Annotated in this window: 12 protein-coding genes; 7 read left to right on the top strand and 5 right to left on the bottom strand. The window is 74.9% G+C overall.

All coding sequences use genetic code 11. The features are described 5' to 3' along the window. Positions 1–5: 5 nt before the first annotated feature. The gene (locus ACIGYR_RS05500; protein ID WP_399601489.1) at positions 6–4586 is read right to left on the bottom strand and encodes a hypothetical protein; all 4581 of its coding nucleotides are present in this window, start codon (positions 4584–4586) and stop codon (positions 6–8) included. Positions 4587–4742: 156 nt separating this feature from the next. Between ACIGYR_RS05500 and ACIGYR_RS05495 the strand changes: the two genes are divergently transcribed. After that, positions 4743–5708, top strand: coding sequence for a DUF1152 domain-containing protein (locus ACIGYR_RS05495; RefSeq protein ID WP_399601486.1), 966 nt, complete (start codon positions 4743–4745; stop codon positions 5706–5708). A gap of 70 nt (positions 5709–5778) precedes the next feature. Here the strand turns inward: ACIGYR_RS05495 and ACIGYR_RS05490 are convergent, their stop codons facing one another. Then, positions 5779–6000, bottom strand: coding sequence for a hypothetical protein (locus tag ACIGYR_RS05490; protein WP_399601483.1), 222 nt, complete (start codon positions 5998–6000; stop codon positions 5779–5781). A gap of 379 nt (positions 6001–6379) precedes the next feature. Here ACIGYR_RS05490 and ACIGYR_RS05485 point away from each other — a divergent pair, with 379 nt between their 5' ends. Together ACIGYR_RS05485 and ACIGYR_RS05480 are read left to right on the top strand one after the other, a co-directional pair. Next, positions 6380–7663, top strand: coding sequence for a hypothetical protein (locus ACIGYR_RS05485; protein ID WP_399601481.1), 1284 nt, complete (start codon positions 6380–6382; stop codon positions 7661–7663). A gap of 32 nt (positions 7664–7695) precedes the next feature. Beyond that, on the top strand, positions 7696–7983 hold the full coding sequence (locus tag ACIGYR_RS05480; RefSeq protein WP_391837514.1) for a DUF1232 domain-containing protein: 288 nt from the start codon (positions 7696–7698) through the stop codon (positions 7981–7983). Between the two features lie 211 nt (positions 7984–8194). Here the strand turns inward: ACIGYR_RS05480 and ACIGYR_RS05475 are convergent, their stop codons facing one another. Then, positions 8195–9544 carry a hypothetical protein gene (locus tag ACIGYR_RS05475; RefSeq protein ID WP_399601478.1) on the bottom strand — a complete coding sequence of 450 codons (1350 nt, stop codon included), beginning with the start codon at positions 9542–9544 and terminating at the stop codon, positions 8195–8197. Between the two features lie 281 nt (positions 9545–9825). On the opposite strand from ACIGYR_RS05475, the gene ACIGYR_RS05470 reads away from it, so the two are divergent. The 3 genes from ACIGYR_RS05470 (at position 9826) to ACIGYR_RS05460 (ending at position 16599) form a co-directional block, all read left to right on the top strand. Further along, on the top strand, positions 9826–12366 hold the full coding sequence (locus ACIGYR_RS05470) for a SpoIIE family protein phosphatase (protein ID WP_399601475.1): 2541 nt from the start codon (positions 9826–9828) through the stop codon (positions 12364–12366). A gap of 113 nt (positions 12367–12479) precedes the next feature. Beyond that, positions 12480–15221: a SpoIIE family protein phosphatase gene (locus tag ACIGYR_RS05465; protein WP_399601472.1), complete on the top strand. Its 2742-nt coding sequence runs from the start codon at positions 12480–12482 to the stop codon at positions 15219–15221. 58 nt (positions 15222–15279) lie between these two features. Beyond that, positions 15280–16599 (top strand): tetratricopeptide repeat protein, encoded by a 1320-nt coding sequence (locus tag ACIGYR_RS05460; RefSeq protein WP_399601470.1) that lies wholly within the window; start codon positions 15280–15282, stop codon positions 16597–16599. 83 nt (positions 16600–16682) lie between these two features. On the opposite strand, the gene ACIGYR_RS05455 is transcribed toward ACIGYR_RS05460, so the two are convergent. Beyond that, entirely contained in the window at positions 16683–16919 is a 237-nt protein-coding gene (locus ACIGYR_RS05455; protein ID WP_391837523.1) for a hypothetical protein, read from the bottom strand. Between the two features lie 142 nt (positions 16920–17061). Beyond that, positions 17062–18897, bottom strand: coding sequence for a glycoside hydrolase family 15 protein (locus tag ACIGYR_RS05450; RefSeq protein WP_399601466.1), 1836 nt, complete (start codon positions 18895–18897; stop codon positions 17062–17064). Positions 18898–19307: 410 nt separating this feature from the next. Here ACIGYR_RS05450 and ACIGYR_RS05445 point away from each other — a divergent pair, with 410 nt between their 5' ends. Continuing rightward, positions 19308–19514, top strand: a complete 207-nt coding sequence (locus ACIGYR_RS05445) for a hypothetical protein (RefSeq protein ID WP_391837526.1) — start codon at positions 19308–19310, stop codon at positions 19512–19514. The last annotated feature ends 145 nt before the right edge of the window (positions 19515–19659 follow it).

Here is a 19659-nt window from a genome sequence, read left to right as displayed (position 1 = left end):
CCCGTTCAGGCCGCCGCCCGTGCGAACAGCTCGTGCAGCGGCACCGGGGACAGCAGCCGGGTGAAGGGGCCGCGGACGGCCTTGCCCGCCCGGACCGCGCCGTGCGTGAGCAGCTTGCCGCTCTCCACGGGCAGATGGGGCGCGTCGAGGGTCTCCCAGGAGTCGTGGGCGAAGGCCGTGCGCCCGGCCCTGGCCCGCCGGCCGGTCTCCACGGCTCCGACCGCCACCAGCTCCGCCTGCGCCGCCTTGTGCCGGGCGGCCGTCCAGCCGTTCCAGCGGCGGACGTTGCGGTCCGTCGGCCGGGCGAGCGCGCTGAGCTGGAGGTGGAGCGCGGCGGCGTCCGTACCCACACCGAGCCGCCGCGCGGTCTCGGTGACCAGCCGGGGGACGCTGAGCATCGGATTGGCCTCGTAGCCGCCGACGGGCACCGGTGTTCCGGCCGCGCGGGCCGCCATCCGGTCCAGGCCGTCGAACAGCGCCCCGGCCCGCGTGACCTCCTGCCCGAGCCCGGGCAGGTTCAGTCGGTCGCACAGCTCCAGCGCCCGCGCCACCCGCTCCGGTTCCGCCAGGGCGGCCGTCCGCAGAAAGACGTCCCCGCTGGGGACCGCGACGACGAACGTCCCGTCGTCCACCGCCGTGGCGGCCTCCGTGACCGGATCCGGCAGCGGCTCGGGGCACGGCACCACGGTGCCCGCGTAGGGCCGGAAGGCCGGATCCCCGCCGGCGGCCCGGGCCAGGGCCGGGTGTCTCGGCAGCTCGACCAGCGTGTCCGGCGCGGCGCGCCAGTCCCCGAGGTGCTGGTGCAGCTTGAGCGCACCGTCGGCCGCCGGGTCGCCGACCGGCCGCTCGGTCAGAGCCCAGGCGATCACGGACAGCGTCTCGATGTGCGGGGCCCTGTCGCGGGGTATCCACTCACCGGGCGTGCCGTCCGGCCCTGCCCGGTGCAGGTGGAGCCGGCCGCCGCGGCTGCCGACCAGGAGCTGTCCGCCCGGTTCGGCCGGCGGGCGGCCGGCGGGCAGGGTACGGGCCCAGTCGGCGGACAGGCCCAGGTCCGCCTCCAGGGCGGCCGCCAGCTCCTCGTCGACGTAGGGCCGAGTGCCGAGCAGTCCGGCCCAGACGGCCGCCATGCGTTCCGCTGCCCGGACCAGGCCGTCCGCCGCCCACAGCTCGGCCGGGTCCTCCGGAACTCCGGCGGCGAGCACCGCGCGCCGGCCGTGGGGGCCGAGCCGGTGCCAGAAGCCGTCGTACTCCGAGGCCGTGGCTCTGTTCGCCTTGTAGGGCTTGGAACGCAGCATCCTGGCGTGCTCGTCGTACCCCTCGCGCCGCGGGAGGCCGCCGAGGGCCAGGGCGGCGACGGGGCGCCGTACTCCGGTGCGCCAGGAGAAGACGGCGAGCGCCTCCGGGGTCAGCGGGACCGGTCCGTCGCGCTCGACCAGTTCCAGGAGGCGGCTGATGCGTCCGGCGTCGTCCCGGGCGATCGTGACGGTCTGCGCCTCCTCGGCGCCGGCCGGGGCCGGGGCGGCGGCCGGCTGCACGAAGCGGGAGAGCCCGCCGCGGACGGGACCCGCCGCCGTACCCGGTGCGCCGGCCAGGTCCTCCCGCGGAGCCCGGCCGGTACGCCAGATGCCCCCGGGTTCGGCGAAGGGCTGCCGGCTCCAGGTTCGCAGGAGGGCGTTCAGCGCCGTGCGCTCGTCCGCGGACGTGGTCTCGACGGCGGCCCGCCACGCGACGGCGTCGATGCCGCCCAGCAGCACCTGCCATTCCACTGGGCGCGCGGGCGGGGCCAGGCTGCGGGTCTCGTCGTCGATCTCGCCGCGCAGGAAGCGGCCGTCGGCGGCGACGGCGGCGAGGGTGCCGGGGTGCCGCTGGGGTGCGTCGGCCTCGTAGGCGCGCAGGTCGGGCAGCAGCCCGGACAGGGCGGGGACGAGGGCGGTGTCGGGGATGTCGGCGGGGAGGTCCACCACCGGGCCGGAGCGCATGATGCTCACGCGCCGGGACAGCTCCGCACGGCGGCGCAGCACGTCGGCCGCCAGCCGGACCGCGCGCACCACTCCGTCCCGCACCCGGTCGTCGCCGGCCTCGGGCAGCAGCCTGGCGACCCGGTCGCGCAGCCCGTCGTGAGGGGTGTCCGAGGCGGCGTCCAGGAGAGCGCGCACGGTCGCACCGGTGACGGAGCGGAGCGCCTTGGAGGAGCGTTCGTCGCGTGGGGTGAGGAAGTGCCAGAACGCGGGCGGCGGCACCGGGCCGGCCTCCGCGCCCAGGGTGGGCGGATGGTCCCGGTCGCGGGGGGAGGGCGGGACGAAGCCGTGGACCTGCCACAGCAGCGAGTTGTCCGCGGCGGCGTAGCATCGGATGGTCGCCTCGCCGACGGTGACGGCGTCCTCGCCGCCCTCGGGCAGGCCGATGATGCCCCAAGGGTGGCGGCCGAAGCGCCGACTGCGGTGGCGGGCGGTACGGCCGTCGACCGACTCCAGCAGGAACTCGGTCGGCGAGGGGCCCTGGTGGGGCGTGCGGTTGAGGACCCGGCAGCCGACGAGCCGTCCGTCCTGGCCGAACGGGGAGCGCGGCGCGTCCTCGGGCAGCACCGCGAGGTACTGGCCGCCTTCGAACTCCGCCATGCCGGGCGGGATTTCCCGGTCGCGGTGGAAGTCCGGCAGGTCGGCCGTGCGGTCGCCGGTCGCGGGGTCGTACGCCGTCCAATTGCCGTGCGTGTGGAAGACCATGGCCGCGAAGAAGCGGCGGCCGTCGCTCATCTGGAATTCATGGTCGCCGATGCCCTCGCGCCCGCCCGGCCGCAGCACCCGCTCCCCGTCGAACCGGCCACCGCGGTCCGGGGTCTCGAACTGGTACCCGAACCCGCCCTGGATCAGTCCGCCGTACGGATGCAGGCCCAACACGTCCTCCGGGGTGAACACGTCCTGGGGCCGGTCGGCCCAGAACGCCCCTGCGGCCGGGGAATAGCGGTCGCCGGTGTGCCAGCTGACGAGGAACTGTCCGCCGACGTAGTGGACGGCGTGCTCCGTCGCCTCGTGTGGCACCCGGAAGGCGCAGGTCGCGCGGGTGCCCGTGGGGTCCACGGCCAGGGCGCGGTCGGCGCCGAAGACGGTGAGGACGGGCCAGGTGCAGGTGACGCGGAGGGTGTCGGCCGGGTCGAAGCGGGCGAGAGCCGTCTCCAGCGCGGGCCAGCCCAGCTCCTCGGGCAGCCCGGCGCGCAGCGCGCGGGCCAGCGGGCCGGTGAGATCCAGCGCGGCCAGCGCCTCCTCGATGCCGTCCAGCGCGACGGCGGTGGGCCGGTCGAGGAGACCGGCCAGTTCGGTGACCGCTTCGTCGGCCGCGGCGAGACCACCGCCGCGCAACTCGCCGAGCAGGCCCTCGACACGGGTGTGCACCTCGGCGGCGATACCGGCGTTCGCCGGGAGCCGGGTGATCGCGGTGCCCGCGCCGCGCAGCCCTTCGTGCACGGTGCCTTCCAGACGGCGGCCGAACACCGGATGGGCGGCCAGGGCCTTCAAATCGCGGCGGGACCGGTCGTCCCAAAAGCTCAGCCGCACGGCGTCACCGGGGTCCTCGACGGCGATGCCCTCGGCGAGACAGGCGTCCAGGACGTCGGCGTCCAGGTCCGGCCAGCGGTACGTGTCCTCGTGGATCACCACGGGTGTGCCCGCCGCGCGCAGCCGGGCGGCGAACCGGGAGATGATCTCGAAGAGTTCGGCGGGCATGGGCTGGCGCGCCACTCCCCCGTACGCCACCTTCTGGTGCCGGTACGTGCGCGTGTACCTGCGCAGCCAGCCGGCCGGGCCGCCCTCCGGATCGAGGTGCCCGGCCGCGGTCGCCTCCACGATGCCGCATCGCAGCAGCAGCCGCAGCCAGGCCGCCGCGTCCTTGCGGGACTCCGGGAACAGGTCGAGCAACGCGGCCTGCACCTCGGGGCCCTGCGGATGGTCGCCCAGCGGGCCGGCGGCGGCCTCCAGCAGGGCGTCCGGGACCGCCTTGCCGCGTGCCGCGCCGAGGACCTGCCCCAGGACCCGGGCGTCCTCGTCGGTGCCGAGGCCGGCGGCCCGCGCGGAGGCGGCGATCCGGCGGGCGAGGTCGGCGGGGAGGTCCCCGGGCGAGGCGGCCCAGGCGGTGAGCACCCGCACGTACTCCCCGTGGGCCTCGGCGGGGGCCAACTGACCCGCCAGCCAGCGCTGATGCTCGCTCAGTTCCTTCACCGGCAGGGCGCCGCGCGCCGCGAAAAGCCGCGCGTTGGCCCGCCGCCAGTCCGGGTCGACGGGCAGCGCGTGTTCCAGCTCCGCCTTGCGGGCCAGGGTGTACGCCTTGGCGGCGGCACCGCCGGGGTAGCCCAACAGGCGGTGCGCCACCGTGTCCCAGAACCAGGGCTGATGGGCGGGCGGCAGCCCGCTCGCCGGCCGCCGCAGCCGCTCCAGGCAGCGCCCCATCTTGGGGTACGCCGACGACACCGCCGACGCCACCTCGTCGAGCAGGGCGACGGCGGCGCTCACGGCACCCGGGTCGTGGCGGGTGACCCACAGCGCATAGGCCGTGGACCGGTGGGGTTCCGTGGGCATCAGGTCGTGAGTGAGCATGCGGCGATCTTGGCACGGTGGTCCGACATCCCGTCCGGGCCTGTGGACAACCGCCGGAAGCCGCCGGTTCGCCCCTGTGGACGATCAGGGTCGGGTCCGGGCCCGTTCCGGGTGAACCCCAACGCCTCCCGGATGCCGCCCTGTTAAGGTCCTGCGGTGTTCTCGTTGTCCGAACCCGCCTTTTTCACCCGCCTGCGCGAGGCCCGGCGCGTGCTCGTCGCCGGCGCCGGCGGCGGCTTCGACGTCTACGCGGGACTCCCGCTCGCCCTCGCGCTGCGATCGGCCGGCAAGGAAGTACACCTGGCCAGCCTGTCCTTCGCCGACCTGTACGGCCTGGGCCCGGACACCTGGGTCGCGGAGGACGTCGCCGCCGTCCGCCCGGACACCCCCTTGCGCGGCGACTACTTCCCCGAGCGCTCCCTGGCCCAGTGGCTGGCGTCCCAGGGCCGGCCCGACACCGTGTACGCCTTTCCGCTCACGGGAGTCGAGCCGCTGCGCGCCGCGTACCGGGCGCTGCTCGCGCACCTCGGCGGGGTGGACGCGATCGTGCTGGTGGACGGCGGCACGGACATCCTGATGCGCGGGGACGAGCACGGGCTCGGCACCCCGGAGGAGGACATGGCGAGTCTGGCCGCCGTCGGCGGGCTCCCGGAAGTCGCGCACCGGCTGGTGGCCTGCCTGGGCTTCGGGGTGGACGCCCATCACGGCGTCAACCACTCGCTGGTCCTGGAGAATCTGGCCGCGCTGGACCGCGCGGGCGGCTACCTGGGCGCGTTCTCCCTCCCGCGCGAGAGCCCGGAGGGCGCCGCCTACCTCGACGCGGTGGCGCACGCCCAGCGCTGCCACGCGAGCCGTCCGAGCATCGTGCACGGGTCCGTCGCCGCGGCGGTGCGCGGGGACTTCGGTGACGTGCGGTTCACCGAACGCACCCGGGGCAGCGAGCTGTTCGTCAACCCGCTGATGGCGCTGTACTTCTGCGTCGACCTGCCCGCGCTGGCCCGCGCCAACCTCTATCTGGGCCGCTTGGAGAGCACCGTGCTGATGCGTCAGATCAGCACGTCCATCGCCGAGTTCCGCGACGAGGTGCCCCGCCAGCGACCGCCCCGGGCGTACCCGCACTGAGATCCCCCCGGATCGCCCGGAACACCCCGGGGAGCGGGCGACGCTTGACGGGAACACCCGGTGGGGCCGGTCAGCGCCGGCCGGGAACACCCCGGTGCAGCCGGTCAGCGCCGGCCGGGAACACCCCGGTGCAGCCGGTCAGCGCCGGCCGGGAACACCCGGTGCAGCCGGTCAGCGCCGGACGCGAGCACCCGGTGGGGGCCGTGCCGACGCGGCGTGTCAGCGCCGGACCAGGTCGCGCGGGGAGCAGGCGCAGGACGGCGCGGTAGCGGGCTTCCAGCACCGTGGTCACGCGTAGCCTCCCGCGAGTCCGGGCGCGGGGGCGGCCTCCAGGCGAGGGCGGCCTCCCCGGCAGCACGGCCTCCAGGCGAGGGCGGCCTCCCGGCAGAGGGGCCTCCCGGGCGAGCGCGGTGAGTGAACGGGGGCCGCCCCGAGCGGATGGACGGGCGAGCCCCCGTTCGCCGGACCATTGTGGGCGCCGGGCCCGGCCGCCGGGCACGGGTGAACCACGGTCACCTGGCGCGCACCGCGCACACCCGGGGCGTGCCGCGCGCACCCCGTGCGCCGGTCGCACTCCCGGGCGACGCGCGCGGGCCGGGCCCCGGCGCCCGTGTCGCCCCGTCCAACGGTGATACTGGGAGCCGCACCGGCCCCCATCAGCAGATTGGCTCATGTCGAACTCCGCCACCGACCACGCCACCGCCCCGCAGACCCTCTGGGCCGCCAGGGGCCGCCACACCGGTCCCGCTCCCGAGGACGTCGTCCGCCGCACGCTGCGGCGGCACGAGGAGAGCGGGGACATCGACGCCTTCGCCGAGCCTGCCACGGCCGAGGATCCCACCCGGCGGGTCTTCGAGGCCCGCTGGCGGGCCGACGGCACCGTGACCGTGCGGGCCCGGCTCACCCTCGTACCGCTTCAGGGCCGGCCGCAGGGCCACGAATGGTGGCTGGTCGCGGAGGCGGAACAGCCGTGGGACGAGGCGTGGCCCTCGCCCGCGACCCTGTTCTGGCCCGAGGACGCCGCCGACGAGGACGAGAACGGCTCCTGGGACCATCACCCGACGGTCGCGGGTCTGCGCCTGCGGCAGGCCAACGCGCTGCCCGAGGACGACAAGGAGATGCGGCGCCGGCTACGGGAGGCGGCCCGGCAGGCATGGTGCGTCCATGTCGTCGTACACGAGGCGATGACGCCGGACGAGCGGGGCCGGCTGCCGCTGGCGCGGCTGCTGCCGCCCGGTCTGCGGCACCGCGTGGTCGAGCACCGGGCCGCGCCCCAGCAGCTGCGCGGCGTCAACTGGGCGCTGAAGGACCTCGGTGTCGAGGTGCCGCGCGGCGGCGCGGTGCTGCTGCCGCCGGATCCGGCGCCGGAAGCGTACGACGGCCGCCGGCACAGCGTGCGCAGCGTCTTCCTGGACGGTTCGGAACCGGCCGATCTCATCACGGCACTACGGCACTTCGCCGCGCTGCCCCGGCCCCTGCCGCAGGACGCGGCGGAGGCGCTGAGGGACCTGCGCGAGAACTGGACCCTGCTGACCGTCCAGGAGGAGCTGGAGCGCCAGCGGCGGCTGGTGGCGATGTACGCCGACGCGCTGGAGGCGATGACGAAGTCCCGGGACCTGTACAAGCAGGCGGCCGAGCAGGCGCTGGAGGCGCTGGCCGCCTACCGTGACGTCCCCCCGCCCGCCGTGCCGCAGCAGCGGCCAGGCTCCCGGACACCGAGCGCGCTGCAGCAGCTGACGCGTACGTTCGAACGGCTCAAGCTCACGGCCACGGGCCGGCAGCAGCCGGAGTCCGCCACGGACACCGCACCCGACGGCACGCCGGGCGGCACCGCACCCAACGGCACGCCGGGCGGCACCGCACGGGAGAACGACGACAACCCGGGCACCCGCAAGGAGAAGGAGACGGACAACCGCAAGGGGACACGCGAGGACACGGACGACGACTCGTCCTAGCCATCCCCGTCCCGCCCGGACAAGGAGCCAGGATGGACACGACCACGACCCTGCTGGTGATCGCGGCCTGCGTCGCGGCGGTGCTGCTCGCCGTCGCCGTAGGTCTGCTGATCCGGCTGGTGCGGACCCGGCAGACGCTGCGGCGGGCAGGGCTGCCGACGGGCCCACGCTGGGTGTTCTGGGGCGCGGTCGCGTATCTGCTGCTGCCCGCCGATCTGCTGCCGGACCCGGTCTACCTGGACGACATCGGTGTCCTGCTCCTCGCCCTGCGCAGCCTGCGCACCGCCCGCACGCTGCCGCCGGGGACGACCGGGCCCTGACCGACCACGGCCCCGCGACAGGGGCCGACGAGCCGTCCGAGGCGGTAAGCCGACCCGGCCCCGGGTCTCCGCACCCACCGGCACGGCGAGCCCGAGCGTACGGCCCGCCACCGAGTCCGGCTCGCCCTCCCGGACCGTGAACCGACCCGGCCCCAGAACTCCCCACGCGCCCCCGCCGGCGCCGCGAGCCCGGCGGGGGACCCGGTGTGGTTCAACGCACGCCCTCGTCCTGGGCGTCGCCCGCGGTCAGGGCGGTCAACAGGACCGACAGCGCGCTCAGGGCGGCTGCCGCGGCCGCCGGGCCGGCCAACCAGGGCGGAGCCAGGGTCGCCGCCGCCAGCCGGGCCGGGTCCGGCAGGCCGAACCGCCCGCCGAGCACCTGCCCCGCGGCGAGGACCGCCGTCACGCCGACGGCGGCCGTCGCCGCGACGAGCCGGGCCGGCGCCGCGCGTGCCGTGAGGGCGAGCGCCAGCAGCCCGCACAGCGCCGAGGCGAGGAGGGTGGCCCCGAGAACCCCGTGGGACAACCCGGTCCAGTAGCGCGGGACGTAGGCCACCCCGCACAGGAGCACCAGCAGCGCGGCACCCCGGGCGGCCCACCCGTACGCCGCCGGAGCCGGGCCGTCCCCGGCACGGTCCTGATCCACCTGCCGCCGCGTAGGCTGCCGCCTCTTCGGCCGCCGTCCCTCGGCGGACCCCGCCTTGGCGGACCGTTCCTCGGCGAGCCGGACCTGCGGGCCCGGCGTGACCGCCAGTGCCGTGGTGGCGGGCAGGGACCAAGGATCGGCGGGCCCGGCACCGGTTCCCTCGGACCCTGCCGACCCGGACCCGGCCGCCCCGGACCCGGCCAGCCCAGACCCGGCCGACTGGGACGCGGTCGGTTCAAAACCGGCCGGCTCGAAACCGGTCAGCCAAGACCCGGCCGACTCGGAACGGGCCGGATCGGAACCGGTCGAATCGAAACCGGTCGGAGCGGAGCCGGTCGGCTCGGGCCGCGGGTGCTCGGACGCCTTCCGGGCCGCGGCCAGCCGGCCGATCAGCTCGGCCAGCTCCTCGACGGGCCGGTGGACGGCCACCGCCCGTACCGCCTCCTCCCAGCAGTGCGGCTCCACCGGCCTGCGGTGCAGCAGCTCCATCAGCCGGGAGACGTCCTCCAGGGGACGGCGTTCGGCGGCGGCGCGGATCACCTCGTCGGCGCCCTCCGAGTCCCGGGGCGGTTCGGTCAGCAGCGTCACCAGACGGGTGACGTCCTCCACCGACCGGTCGACCCCGATCGCGCGCAACGCGTCGGCCTTGGCCCGGGCGTGCTCGGGCGAACGCTCCAGCAGCGTGATGAGCTGGACGACGTCCTCCAGGGGGCGGTCGGCGACGGCCGCGCGCACCAGGCCCTGCAAGGGGTCGCCGGGCGCGGGATCGTCCGTCCGGTGGGCGTCGGGATGCCCCTCGGGTGGCCGCAAGGGCCACATCAGGAGCTGAGGGGACGGCGTGCCGAGGCCGGTCACGGCCGGCGCCGGAGGTATCAGCGAGTCGTCGGGACGGCGGGACGAAGGGCGGGTCGTCATCTCGGCTCCAGGAGAAGGATGCGGCCGCACCTGCGCCCCCGCGTGCGGTCGCGGCGTTACGCAGTCCATTACTAGGAGCGGGTCGGAGGCACCGCCACCCGGGCGGGGCACCGGTGTGAGGCGGCGGGTGCCCACCGCGGCCGTTCGGGTGGTTCGCCCTCTTCCCCGGCCCGGCCGTCGGGGTGCTCTCGCCTCTCCTCCCGCCCAGGTGCATTCGGCGCGTCCCGTGGCGCATTCTTGCTGTGTCATCCACCAAAGGCGCACGGGACGAGGTAGGGCCGATGGCTGGGAGCGACGAGCAGGCGGTCCGTACGCGGGACCGGCTGGCCGCGCTGCTGGCCGACGCCTCGACCGGCGCCCTCGGCGCGGCCGGCGGCCTGGTGGCGGGCGTGTACCTGCGGTCCGGCACCCCGGGCCTGCTGCGCCTCTCGGTGCTCGCGGGTATGCCCGGCCCGCTGTTCAAGCCCTGGTGGCGGCTGCACGTCGACCGTCCCTTCCCCGTCGCCGACGCCTACCGGCTCGGCGTCCAGGTCGTCCTGCCGAACGCCACGGAGACCATGCGCCGCTATCCGCAGTTCGCGGCGGGTCTGCCCTTCCCGTTCGGGTCGGTGCACATGCCGGTGCCGGGCAGCACCGAGCCACTGGGGGTGCTCACGGTGCTGGGCCCGGCGGTGACGGACACCGACGACGAGGCGCTGGACCGGGAGCCGCTCGCCCGGCTGGCCGAGGGACTGGGTGCCGAACTGCTGGCCCTGGCCGACGGGGACGAGAGCGCGTTGCTCTGGGACGGGGAGCCGATAGCCGTACGGCCGCCCGCCGGCCGGCCCGCACAACCCGCCGCAGGGCGCTTCCGCTGGGACCCGCTGACCGCGACGGTGCGCGCGGACGACCGGCTGCACGCCCTCCTCGGCCTGCGCTCCGGCGAGTTCGCGGGCACGGCGCAGGCTCTCGCGGAGGCCATGGCCCCGGCCGACGCGCACCGGATCCTGGCCGCGCTGCGTGACGCCGCCGCGGGCAAGCCGCCGAGCGCGCCGCTCGTCCTGCGGGCCCCGGACGGCACCGCGCGGCTGCTGGACCTGTGGCCGGAGGGTGCCGACGACGCCGCGCCGGCGGTCGGCGGTGCGGTGATCCACCCGGGTGCGGCCTCCTCCGCGGACGGCGCGGCCGACCTGCTGCCGCAGGGCGTGTTCTGCCTCGACCGGCTCGGGCTCATCGTGTACGCCAACCCGGCGGCGGCCCGGCTCATGGGCCGGGCGCGGGAGTGGCTGCTCGGGCGTGAGCTGTGGCAGGCGATGCCCTGGCTGGCCGGGCCGCCGTACGACGACCATCTGCGCGGCGCCCTGCTCGCCCCGGACCCGGTGCACTTCCACGCGCGGCGGCCGGCCGGCAAGCCCGGCGAAGGCGACTGGCTGGCCGTGTCGGTGCATCCCGGTACGGACCTGCTGACCTGCACGCTCGTCCCGGCCAGCCGTCTGGACCCCGAGGCGGAGCCGGTCTCCGATGCGTCCGCACCGCAGGGCACCGTGGCGGGCGAGCACCCGATGGCGCCGCTGTACCGGCCGATCGCCCTGGCCATCGCGCTGACGGACGCGGTGACCGCCCGGCAGGTGTCGGCGGTGGTCATGCAGGAGCTGCTGCCCGCCTTCGGTGGCCGCCGGCTGGCCATCTACCTGCTCCAGAACCGGCATCTTCACCTGGCCTGGGAGACCGGGTTCCCGCAGGGCTTCCTCGCCCCGTTCGACGGCGTGGGTCTCGACGCCCGCATCCCGGGCGTGGAGACCCTGACCACCGGCCGGCCGCTGTTCTTCGAGTCCATGGAGCAGCTCGGGACGGCCTATCCGGGCCTCGCGCTCGACGCCGACGTGGGGGCGCGTGCCTTCCTGCCGCTGATCGCCTCCGGCCGGCCGGTCGGCTCCTGCATCCTCGGCTTCGACCGCCCGCGCGGCTTCAGCATGGAGGAGCGTACGGTCCTCACCGCGCTCGCCGGCCTGATCGCACACGCGATGGAGCGGGCACACCGCTACGACAGCGAGGCCGCCCTCGCCCGCGGTCTGCAACAGGCCCTGCTGCCGCACAGGCTGCCGGCGCACCCGCTGGTGGAGACCGCGGGCCGCTATCTGCCGGGCACCCAGGGCATGGACGTGGGAGGCGACTGGTATGACGTGGTCGAGGCCGGCGACGGGCTGGCGCTGGTCATCGGCGATGTGCAGGGGCACGGGGTGCAGGCGGCGGCCACGATGGGCCAGCTGCGCAGCGCCGTCCGGGCGTTCGCGCTGGGCGACCGGCCGCCGGACGAGGTGCTGAGCGGCACCAACCACCTGCTGATCGACCTGGACCCGGGCCAGTTCGCCAGCTGCTGCTATCTGCGCCTGGCCCCCGACACCGGCCGGGCCCGGATCGCCCGGGCAGGCCATCTGCCGCCCCTGCTGCGCCGTCCGGACGGCCGTATCCGGGTGCTGGACGTCCCGGGCGGTGTCGTGCTCGGGGTGGATCCGCGCGCCCGGTACCCGGTGACCGAGCTGCTGTTGGAGCCGGGCGCGATCCTCGCCCTGTACACCGACGGGCTGGTGGAACGGCCCGGCACCGACATCGACGAGGGAATCACCGCCCTCGGACTGGCGCTCGCCCGGGCGGGCGGCGCCGCCGGGCGGCCTGGCGGCCGGTCCCTGGCCCAGGTGGCCGACCGGCTCACGGCCGACGCCCGGCTCGCCATCGACCGCCCGGACGACATGGCCCTCCTCCTGACCGCCCGCCGCCCGGCCCCGCGCGACGGCCCGCGGGATCATGCCGCCCGCCGCCGGCTGCCCCCCTACCGGCCATGACCGAGCGGCAGCGCCGGCACGGCGCCGGTGCCGGCCAGGAGTCGTCCGGTCGGCGGTCGTCACCTAACGTGACGGTCTCGCCTGACGGCGCGGGGCAGTGTAGACATGGGCACATGGTGCGACTGCCCGGCCGGACCGCGATCCGGCCGCCCCGATCGTCGGGGCACCCGCGCGCACCGTACAGTCCGCCGAGGAGGCCGGCACGCGGCGCGGGCGGCAGCCGGCCGGGCAGGCTCCGGTCCGCGGTGACCGGTGGCAGCGTGGCCGGTCAGGTGTTCGTCCTGCAAGTGGTGATCGTGCTGCTGCTCGTCGTCTCGGCGGTGGTGGCCCAGTTGCTCCAGGTACGGCACGACAGCGACATCGAGGCCACCAACCGTTCCCTCGCCGTGGCCGAGACGTTCGCCCACGCGCCCGGCACGGTCGCGGCCCTGCGCTCCCCCGATCCCACCGCCGTGCTCCAGCCGCGCGCGGAGGCCGCCCGCCAGGCGACCGGCGTGGACTTCATCGTCGTGATGAACACCGAGGGAGTCCGCTACACGCACCCCGAGACCGACCGCATCGGCAAGAAGTTCGTCGGCGACATCGCCCCGGCCCTGGCGGGCCACACGGTCACGGAGCACATCACCGGCACCATCGGTCCGCTGGTGCAGGTCGTGGTGCCGGTGAAGGACTCGGCGGGCGAGGTGGTGGGCCTGGTGTCCTCCGGGATCACGACCGCGCACGTGGGCGGGGCGGCCGACCAGCAGCTGCCACTGCTGCTCGCCGCGGGGGGCGTCGCGCTCGTGCTGGCCACCGGGGGCACGGCCCTGGTCAGCAGACGGCTGCTGCGGCAGACGCACGGTCTCGGGCCGTACGAGATGACCCGGATGTACGAGCACCACGACGCGGTGCTGCACGCGGTCCGGGAGGGTGTGCTCATCGTCGGCGGTGACGGCCGGCTGCTGCTCGCCAACGACGAGGCCCACCGTCTGCTCGACCTGCCGGCGGACGCCGAGCGGCGGCAGGTGCGGGATCTGGGCCTGGACGACGAGACGGCGGGTCTGCTCTCCTCGGGGCGGGTGGCCACGGACGAGGTGCATCTGGTCAAGGACCGTCTGCTGGCGGTCAACCAGCGGCCCACGGATCTGCGCGGCGGCCCGCCCGGCAGCGTCACCACGCTGCGCGACTCGACCGAGCTGCGTGCCCTGTCGGGCCGCGCGGAAGTGGCTCGCGAGCGGCTGAACATGCTGTACGACGCCGGGGTGGGCATCGGCACCAGCCTGGACGTGACCCGGACCGCGGAGGAGCTGGCGGAGCTGGCGGTGCCCCGGTTCTCGGATTTCGCGACGGTGGACCTGTTCGACGCCGTGCTCGGCGGGGAGGAGCCGCGGCCGGGCACGGCGCTGCGCCGCGCGGCCTGCGCGGGCCTTCGCGGGGACGCCCCGCTGTACCCGGTCGGCGAGCGGATCCGATGGGTGGCCACCTCGCCGCAGGCCCGCTCGCTGACGACCGGTCAGTCGGTCGTGGTGCCGCGGCTGGGTGAGGCGCCCGGCTGGCGGGCGCAGAACCCGGAGCGCACCGACCGGGTGGTGGCGTACGGCATCCACTCGCTGATCACCGTGCCGCTGCGGGCGGGCAGTCTGGTGCTGGGCGTGGCGAACTTCTGGCGTGCGGAGAAGCCGCAGCCGTTCGACTCCGAGGAGGTCGCCCTGGCGGAGGAGCTGGTGGCGCGGGCGGCGGTGTCGATCGACAACGCCCGCCGGTACACCCGCGAGCACAGCATGGCGGTCACCCTCCAGCGCAGCCTGCTCCCGCGCACCCTGCCCGAACAGGGCTCCCTGGAGATCGCCTACCGCTATCTGCCGGCCCAGTCCGGGGTGGGCGGCGACTGGTTCGACGTGCTTCCGCTGTCCGGGGCGCGGGTGGCCCTCGTCGTCGGGGACGTGGTGGGACACGGGCTGCACGCGGCGGCGACCATGGGCCGGCTGCGGACGGCCGTGCACAACTTCTCCTCGCTCGATCTGCCGCCGGACGAACTCCTCGGCCTGTTGGACGAGCTGGTCGGCCGGATCGACCAGGACGAGAACCCGGCGGGCGGCGCGGCCGTGGTGACGGGCGCGACCTGCCTGTACGCGATCTACGACCCGGTGTCGCGGCTGTGCACCCTGGCCCGGGCCGGTCATCCGCCGCCCGCGCTGGTGCGGCCGGACGGCAGCGTGGAGTTCGCGGAGGTGCCCGCGGGCCCGCCGCTGGGCCTGGGCGGGCTGCCGTTCGAGACGGCTGAGCTGGAGCTGGCGGAGGGCAGCCGGCTGGTCCTGTACACCGACGGTCTGGTGGAGGACCGGGAGCGGGACATCGACGAGGGGCTCGATCTGCTGCGCGACGCCCTGCTCCGGACCCCGGGCGCCTCTCCCGAGGACACCTGCCGTACCGTGCTGGACCGGCTGCCGGCCCGGCCCAGCGACGACGTGGCGCTGATCGTCGCCCGTACCCGGGTGCTGGGCTCCGACCGGGTCGCCCAGTGGCAGGTGCCGTCCGACCCGGCCGCGGTGTCGCGGGTGCGGGCCTCGGTGAGCCGGCGGCTGTCCGACTGGGACCTGCAGGAGCTGGCGTTCACGACCGAGCTGATCCTCAGCGAGCTGGTCACCAACGCGATCCGTTACGGGCGCGGCCCGATCGGGGTACGGCTGCTGCGTGACCGCACCCTGATCTGCGAGGTCTCCGACCGCAGTACGACCTCGCCGCACCTGCGGTACGCGGCGAGCACCGACGAGGGCGGCCGGGGCCTGTTCCTGGTCGCGCAGCTCGCCGAACGCTGGGGCACCCGGTACGCGCCGAACGGCAAGGTGATCTGGGCGGAGCAGCCGCTGCCCTGAGCGTACGGGCGCGGGAAATCCGTTGTGGCTCCTCGGCCGACAGGGGATGATCTCCGGCATGTTCTCGCGCGCAGACCGCCGTCCCCGGTCCCCCGAACTCCGTGCCGCCTGGGCGGCCCTGGACGCCGGGGACGTGCCCGGCGCGCTTCGGCGGGTGCGTGCCGCCGGGGAGGACCAGCCGCTCGGTGAGGTGGCCCGGGTGGTGGGGCGGGCCGCGGGCGCGGCGGGCTTCGACGACCTCGCGGACGCCTCGGCGGCGCTGGCCGCCGCGCCGGAGGACCCCAGGGCGCTGTACGACTTCGGGTACGCGTGTGTCGAACGCGGCGTGCCGTATCCGGCGATCCCCGCTCTGCGTGCGGCGCTGCGTCTCAGCGACGGCGCGCTGCCGGTGCTGCGGGAGCTGGTGTCGGCGTACGAGGAGGAGGGCCGGCACCGCGATGCGATGAGCGAACTCGCCCGCCACGAAAGCCGCTTCCAGGAGTGGCCCGACCGCTATCTGCTGGTGTTCAACGCGGTCCTGGCGGGCGAGCTCGACCTGGCCCGGCGTCATCACGCGCTGCTGTCCGACCCGGAGGACTCGAGGTGGCAGCCGGCGCGGGACCGGCAGAACCGGATGCTCGCGCGCGCCGCCGATGCCCGCCGTGCGGGTCCCCTGGACCTGGCCGACCTGCGGGGCTGGCAGTACGTGATGGGCGGTACGGTCCTCGGCACGCTGTCGCCGTACGGCTTCGACGCGGGCATGAACGGCCGCTACGCCTGGTTGCAGGACACCCCGGAGCAGTGTCTGCGCGGTCTGCTGCGGCTGCGGGCCCTGCTGGTGGCCACCGGGGTGCGGCCACGGTCGGTGTCGCTGCTGCCGGACCGGGACTCGCGGATCCTCGGTCTCGCCGCGGCCGAGGTGCTGGACCTGCCGGCTGAGCCGTTCACGCCGGGCCGGGCGGACACGGTGGTCGTGGCCTACGACCTCGACGGGCTCGCGGCGCACGACGGCGGGCCGGAGCTGATCGGGGAGCTGTTCGAACGTGCCCCGGGGCAGGTGCTGCACGCGCACGGCTGCTGCTGGACGGACCCGCCCGCCGTCACCCCGGACAGCGTCGCCCTGCTGCACCAGTCGGTGGTGGCGCCGTGGGGCGAGCGGCTCCGCCAGGGTGCGGACGGCGGGGTCGAGCGCGGGCCGGCGGACGACCGCCCGGAGGCGGAGCTCGCCGCCGGGATCACCGGTGCGGATCCCTCCGCGGATCCGGGGGACGGCGCGGGCCCGGCGGACGCCGACGCGCAGTTCACCGCGTTCGCCACGGCCGTCGGGGGCACGTGGCTGCACGGTGACCGGGCACGTGTGCGGTCCGCCGGGCCCGTTCCCAGTGCCCGGTTCGCCTGATAGGGCGGGGGGGGAAGGAGTCCGCCCGGTTCGCCTGAGAAGGCGGGGCAGTCAGCCCGGTTCGCCTGAGAGGGCGGGGGCGGTCAGCCGCCGCCCAGCCGCGAGCGCAGCAGTTGCTTGCCCAGTTCGGCGCCCTTGCGGCTGTCGGCCTGGGCCTTGCGGAACAGGTCCGCGACCTCGCTGTCCTTCTCCCGCTCGGCGTCCTGGATGTACTGCTCCAGCCGCAGGGCGTTGTTCAGGCACGCCTCGACGTACCAGATCAGGTTGTAGTCCTTGTCGCGGGTGCCGGTGACGTCGCCGGTCTCGCTGGTGCTGGTCATGCGGGGTCTCCTCGCTCTGTCGAGCCTGTGTGGATTCCGCTGTCGGACCCCCGGGTACCCGTGCGACCCACGGACACACCAGACCGATCCGGACAGTCCGGTCACCGGTAGGCCGGGCCGGACCGGCGCCCGGTCCGACGGCTCAACCGAGGGCGCGGTCCAGGTTGAACGCGGCGCTGATCAGGGACAGATGGGTGAACGCCTGCGGGAAGTTGCCCTGTTGCTCGCCGGTGCGGCCGATCTCCTCGGCGTACAGGCCGAGATGGTTGGCGTAGGTCAGCATCTTCTCGAAGGCCAGCCGAGCCTCGTCGACCCGGCCGGCCCGGACGAGCGCCTCGACGTACCAGAAGGAGCAGATGGAGAACGTGCCCTCGTCGCCGCGGAGGCCGTCGGGACTGGCCTGCGGGTCGTAGCGGTAGACGAGGGAGTCGGAGACGAGGTCCTCGGTGAGGGCGTCGAGGGTGGACAGCCACTTGGGATCGGTGGGGGCGATGAACTTGGCGAGCGGCATCATCAGCACCGAGGCGTCGAGGACGTCGGCGTCCTCGTACTGCACGAAGGCGCCCCGCCGCTCCGACCAGCCGCGGTCCATGATCCTCCGGTAGATGGTGTCCCGGGCCTGGCGCCAGCGCCGGTGGTCGGCGGGCAGTCCGCGGTGGGTGGCCAGGCGGATGGCGCGCTCGATCGCGACCCAGCACATCAGCCGGGAGTACAGGAAGTTCTTCCGGCCGCCCCGGGTCTCCCAGACGCCCTCGTCGGGCTGGTCCCAGTGGTCGCACACCCAGTCGACCAGGTGGCACACGTCGTCCCACTGGCCGCTGGAGATGGGCTGTGCCCACTTGTCGTAGAGGTAGATGGAATCGATCAGCGCACCGTAGATGTCCAGCTGGAGCTGGTCGGCGGCGGCGTTGCCGACCCGGACCGGCGCGGAGCCGAGATGTCCCTCCAGGTGGAGCAGGTCGCGTTCCGGCAGGTCGGCGCGGCCGTCGATGCCGTACATGATCTGGAGCGGTCCGGAGGCGGCGCCGTCGCCGGGGCTGATGTGCGTGGTCAGGAACTTCATGAAAGCCGCGGCCTCGCCGCTGAAGCCGAGCCTGAGCAGCGCGTAGACGGCGAAGGCGGCGTCGCGTACCCACACATAGCGGTAGTCCCAGTTGCGCTCGCCGCCGAGCTGCTCGGGCAGGCTGGTGGTGGGCGCGGCCACGATGGCGCCGGTGGGGGCGTAGGTGAGCAGCTTCAGGGTGAGGGCCGAGCGGTGCACCATCTCGCGCCAGCGGCCCCGGTAGCGGGACTGGTGCAGCCACCTGCGCCAGAAGGTGACGGTGGCGTTGAACTCCAGCTCCGCCTCGCGGTGGGCGCATCCGCGGGGCATCACCTGGTCGTCGAGCTGGTCGAGGGCGAACACCGCCGTCTCGCCCTCGGTCAGCTTGAAGTCGGCCCACGCGTCACGGCCGTCGTTCTCCACCGCGACCGTGGAGGTGAGCGTCAGCGACCGCTCCGGGGACTCGAAGAACAGCATGCCGTCCACGAAGCTCAGGGTGTGCGGGTCGGCGCCGTAGTTGAAGCGGGGGGCGATCAGGGCTCGGAACGGCACGGTGCCGCGGACGCACACCACGCGCCGGATCAGCCGGTGCCGGCTCACCTCCAGCGATCCGTCGCAGCAGACGGGCATGAAGTCCTGCACCTCGCCGACGCCCTCCTCCGTGAAGAAGCGCGTGATCAGCACATTGGTGTCGGGGAAGTAGAACTGCTTGGTGCGCGCCGGTACGGCGGCGGCCAGCTCGAAGCGTCCGCCCCGCTCGGCGTCGAGGATCGCCGCGAAGACGCTCGGGGAGTCGAAGGAGGGGCAGCAGTACCAGTCGATCGTGCCGTTGGTGCCGACCAGGGCCACGCTGCGCAGGTCACCGATGAGGCCGTGCTCGGCGATGGGCAGGTAGCGGGGGCCGGGGGCATCCTCGGCGAACGGCGTCGCGGCCATCGGCGGCCTCCCGGTGAGCGTGCGGTGCGCTGTGTCCGCTCGCGGTCCGTTACCAGCTGGCGGCGGGTGGTCTCCGTTGGGCGGTGGGTTGTCTCCGCCGGCGGTGGGGGTGTCCTCGCCTACGCTGCACTTCCCCGTCTGCGGTGATTTCCATGCTTACGGTGCGCTTGCGCCGCTTGCGATAATTGTCTCCGTTAACGGTACGTTCTCTCCACTCGCGGTGGATTTTTCAGTGTGCGGGATGTTTTCCAGCTTAGGGGGGCGTGGCTTCGCGTGGCGTGGGCATGCGCTCCACACCGCTCCCCAGGGGCTTCCGGATGCAGGGTGCGCCGGGGAGGGCAATGGTGAGAGTGTGCCCCGTTCGGAGGCACCGGCACGGATGAGGTCATCCGGACCGAGGAGGAGGCATCATGGCGACATCCACCCCTGAAGAGTCCCGTTCGTCGGACGACGTCTGCACCCCGGACGCTCTGCTCCACTCCGCGCCATCCAGGGACGTGACCCCTGAGGACCTGGTGATGGCGGCGGGCAGGGATGTCACACCGAAGAACCTCGACTGGGCGCGTCGCAAGCTGGAGTCGGAGGGCTCGGCGGCGGTCGAGAAGCTGCTGCCCTAGGGCGGTCCGGGGAACTGACGCGAACGAACGGGGAGGCGGGGCGGGGGGGCGGGGCCCCGCCCCCCCCCCCCCCCACCACAGCCCGGAGCCCGCGGGCACCCGGGGGCGCGCCCCCCCCCGGAAAACCAACCGCGATCGGCAGAGC

Source organism: Streptomyces sp. NPDC053076, assembly GCF_044546845.1.
Classification (GTDB): Bacteria; Actinomycetota; Actinomycetes; order Streptomycetales; family Streptomycetaceae; genus Streptomyces.
The sequence above is the reverse complement of the archived record's forward strand: the minus strand, read 5'-3'. Positions and strand labels throughout refer to the sequence as shown.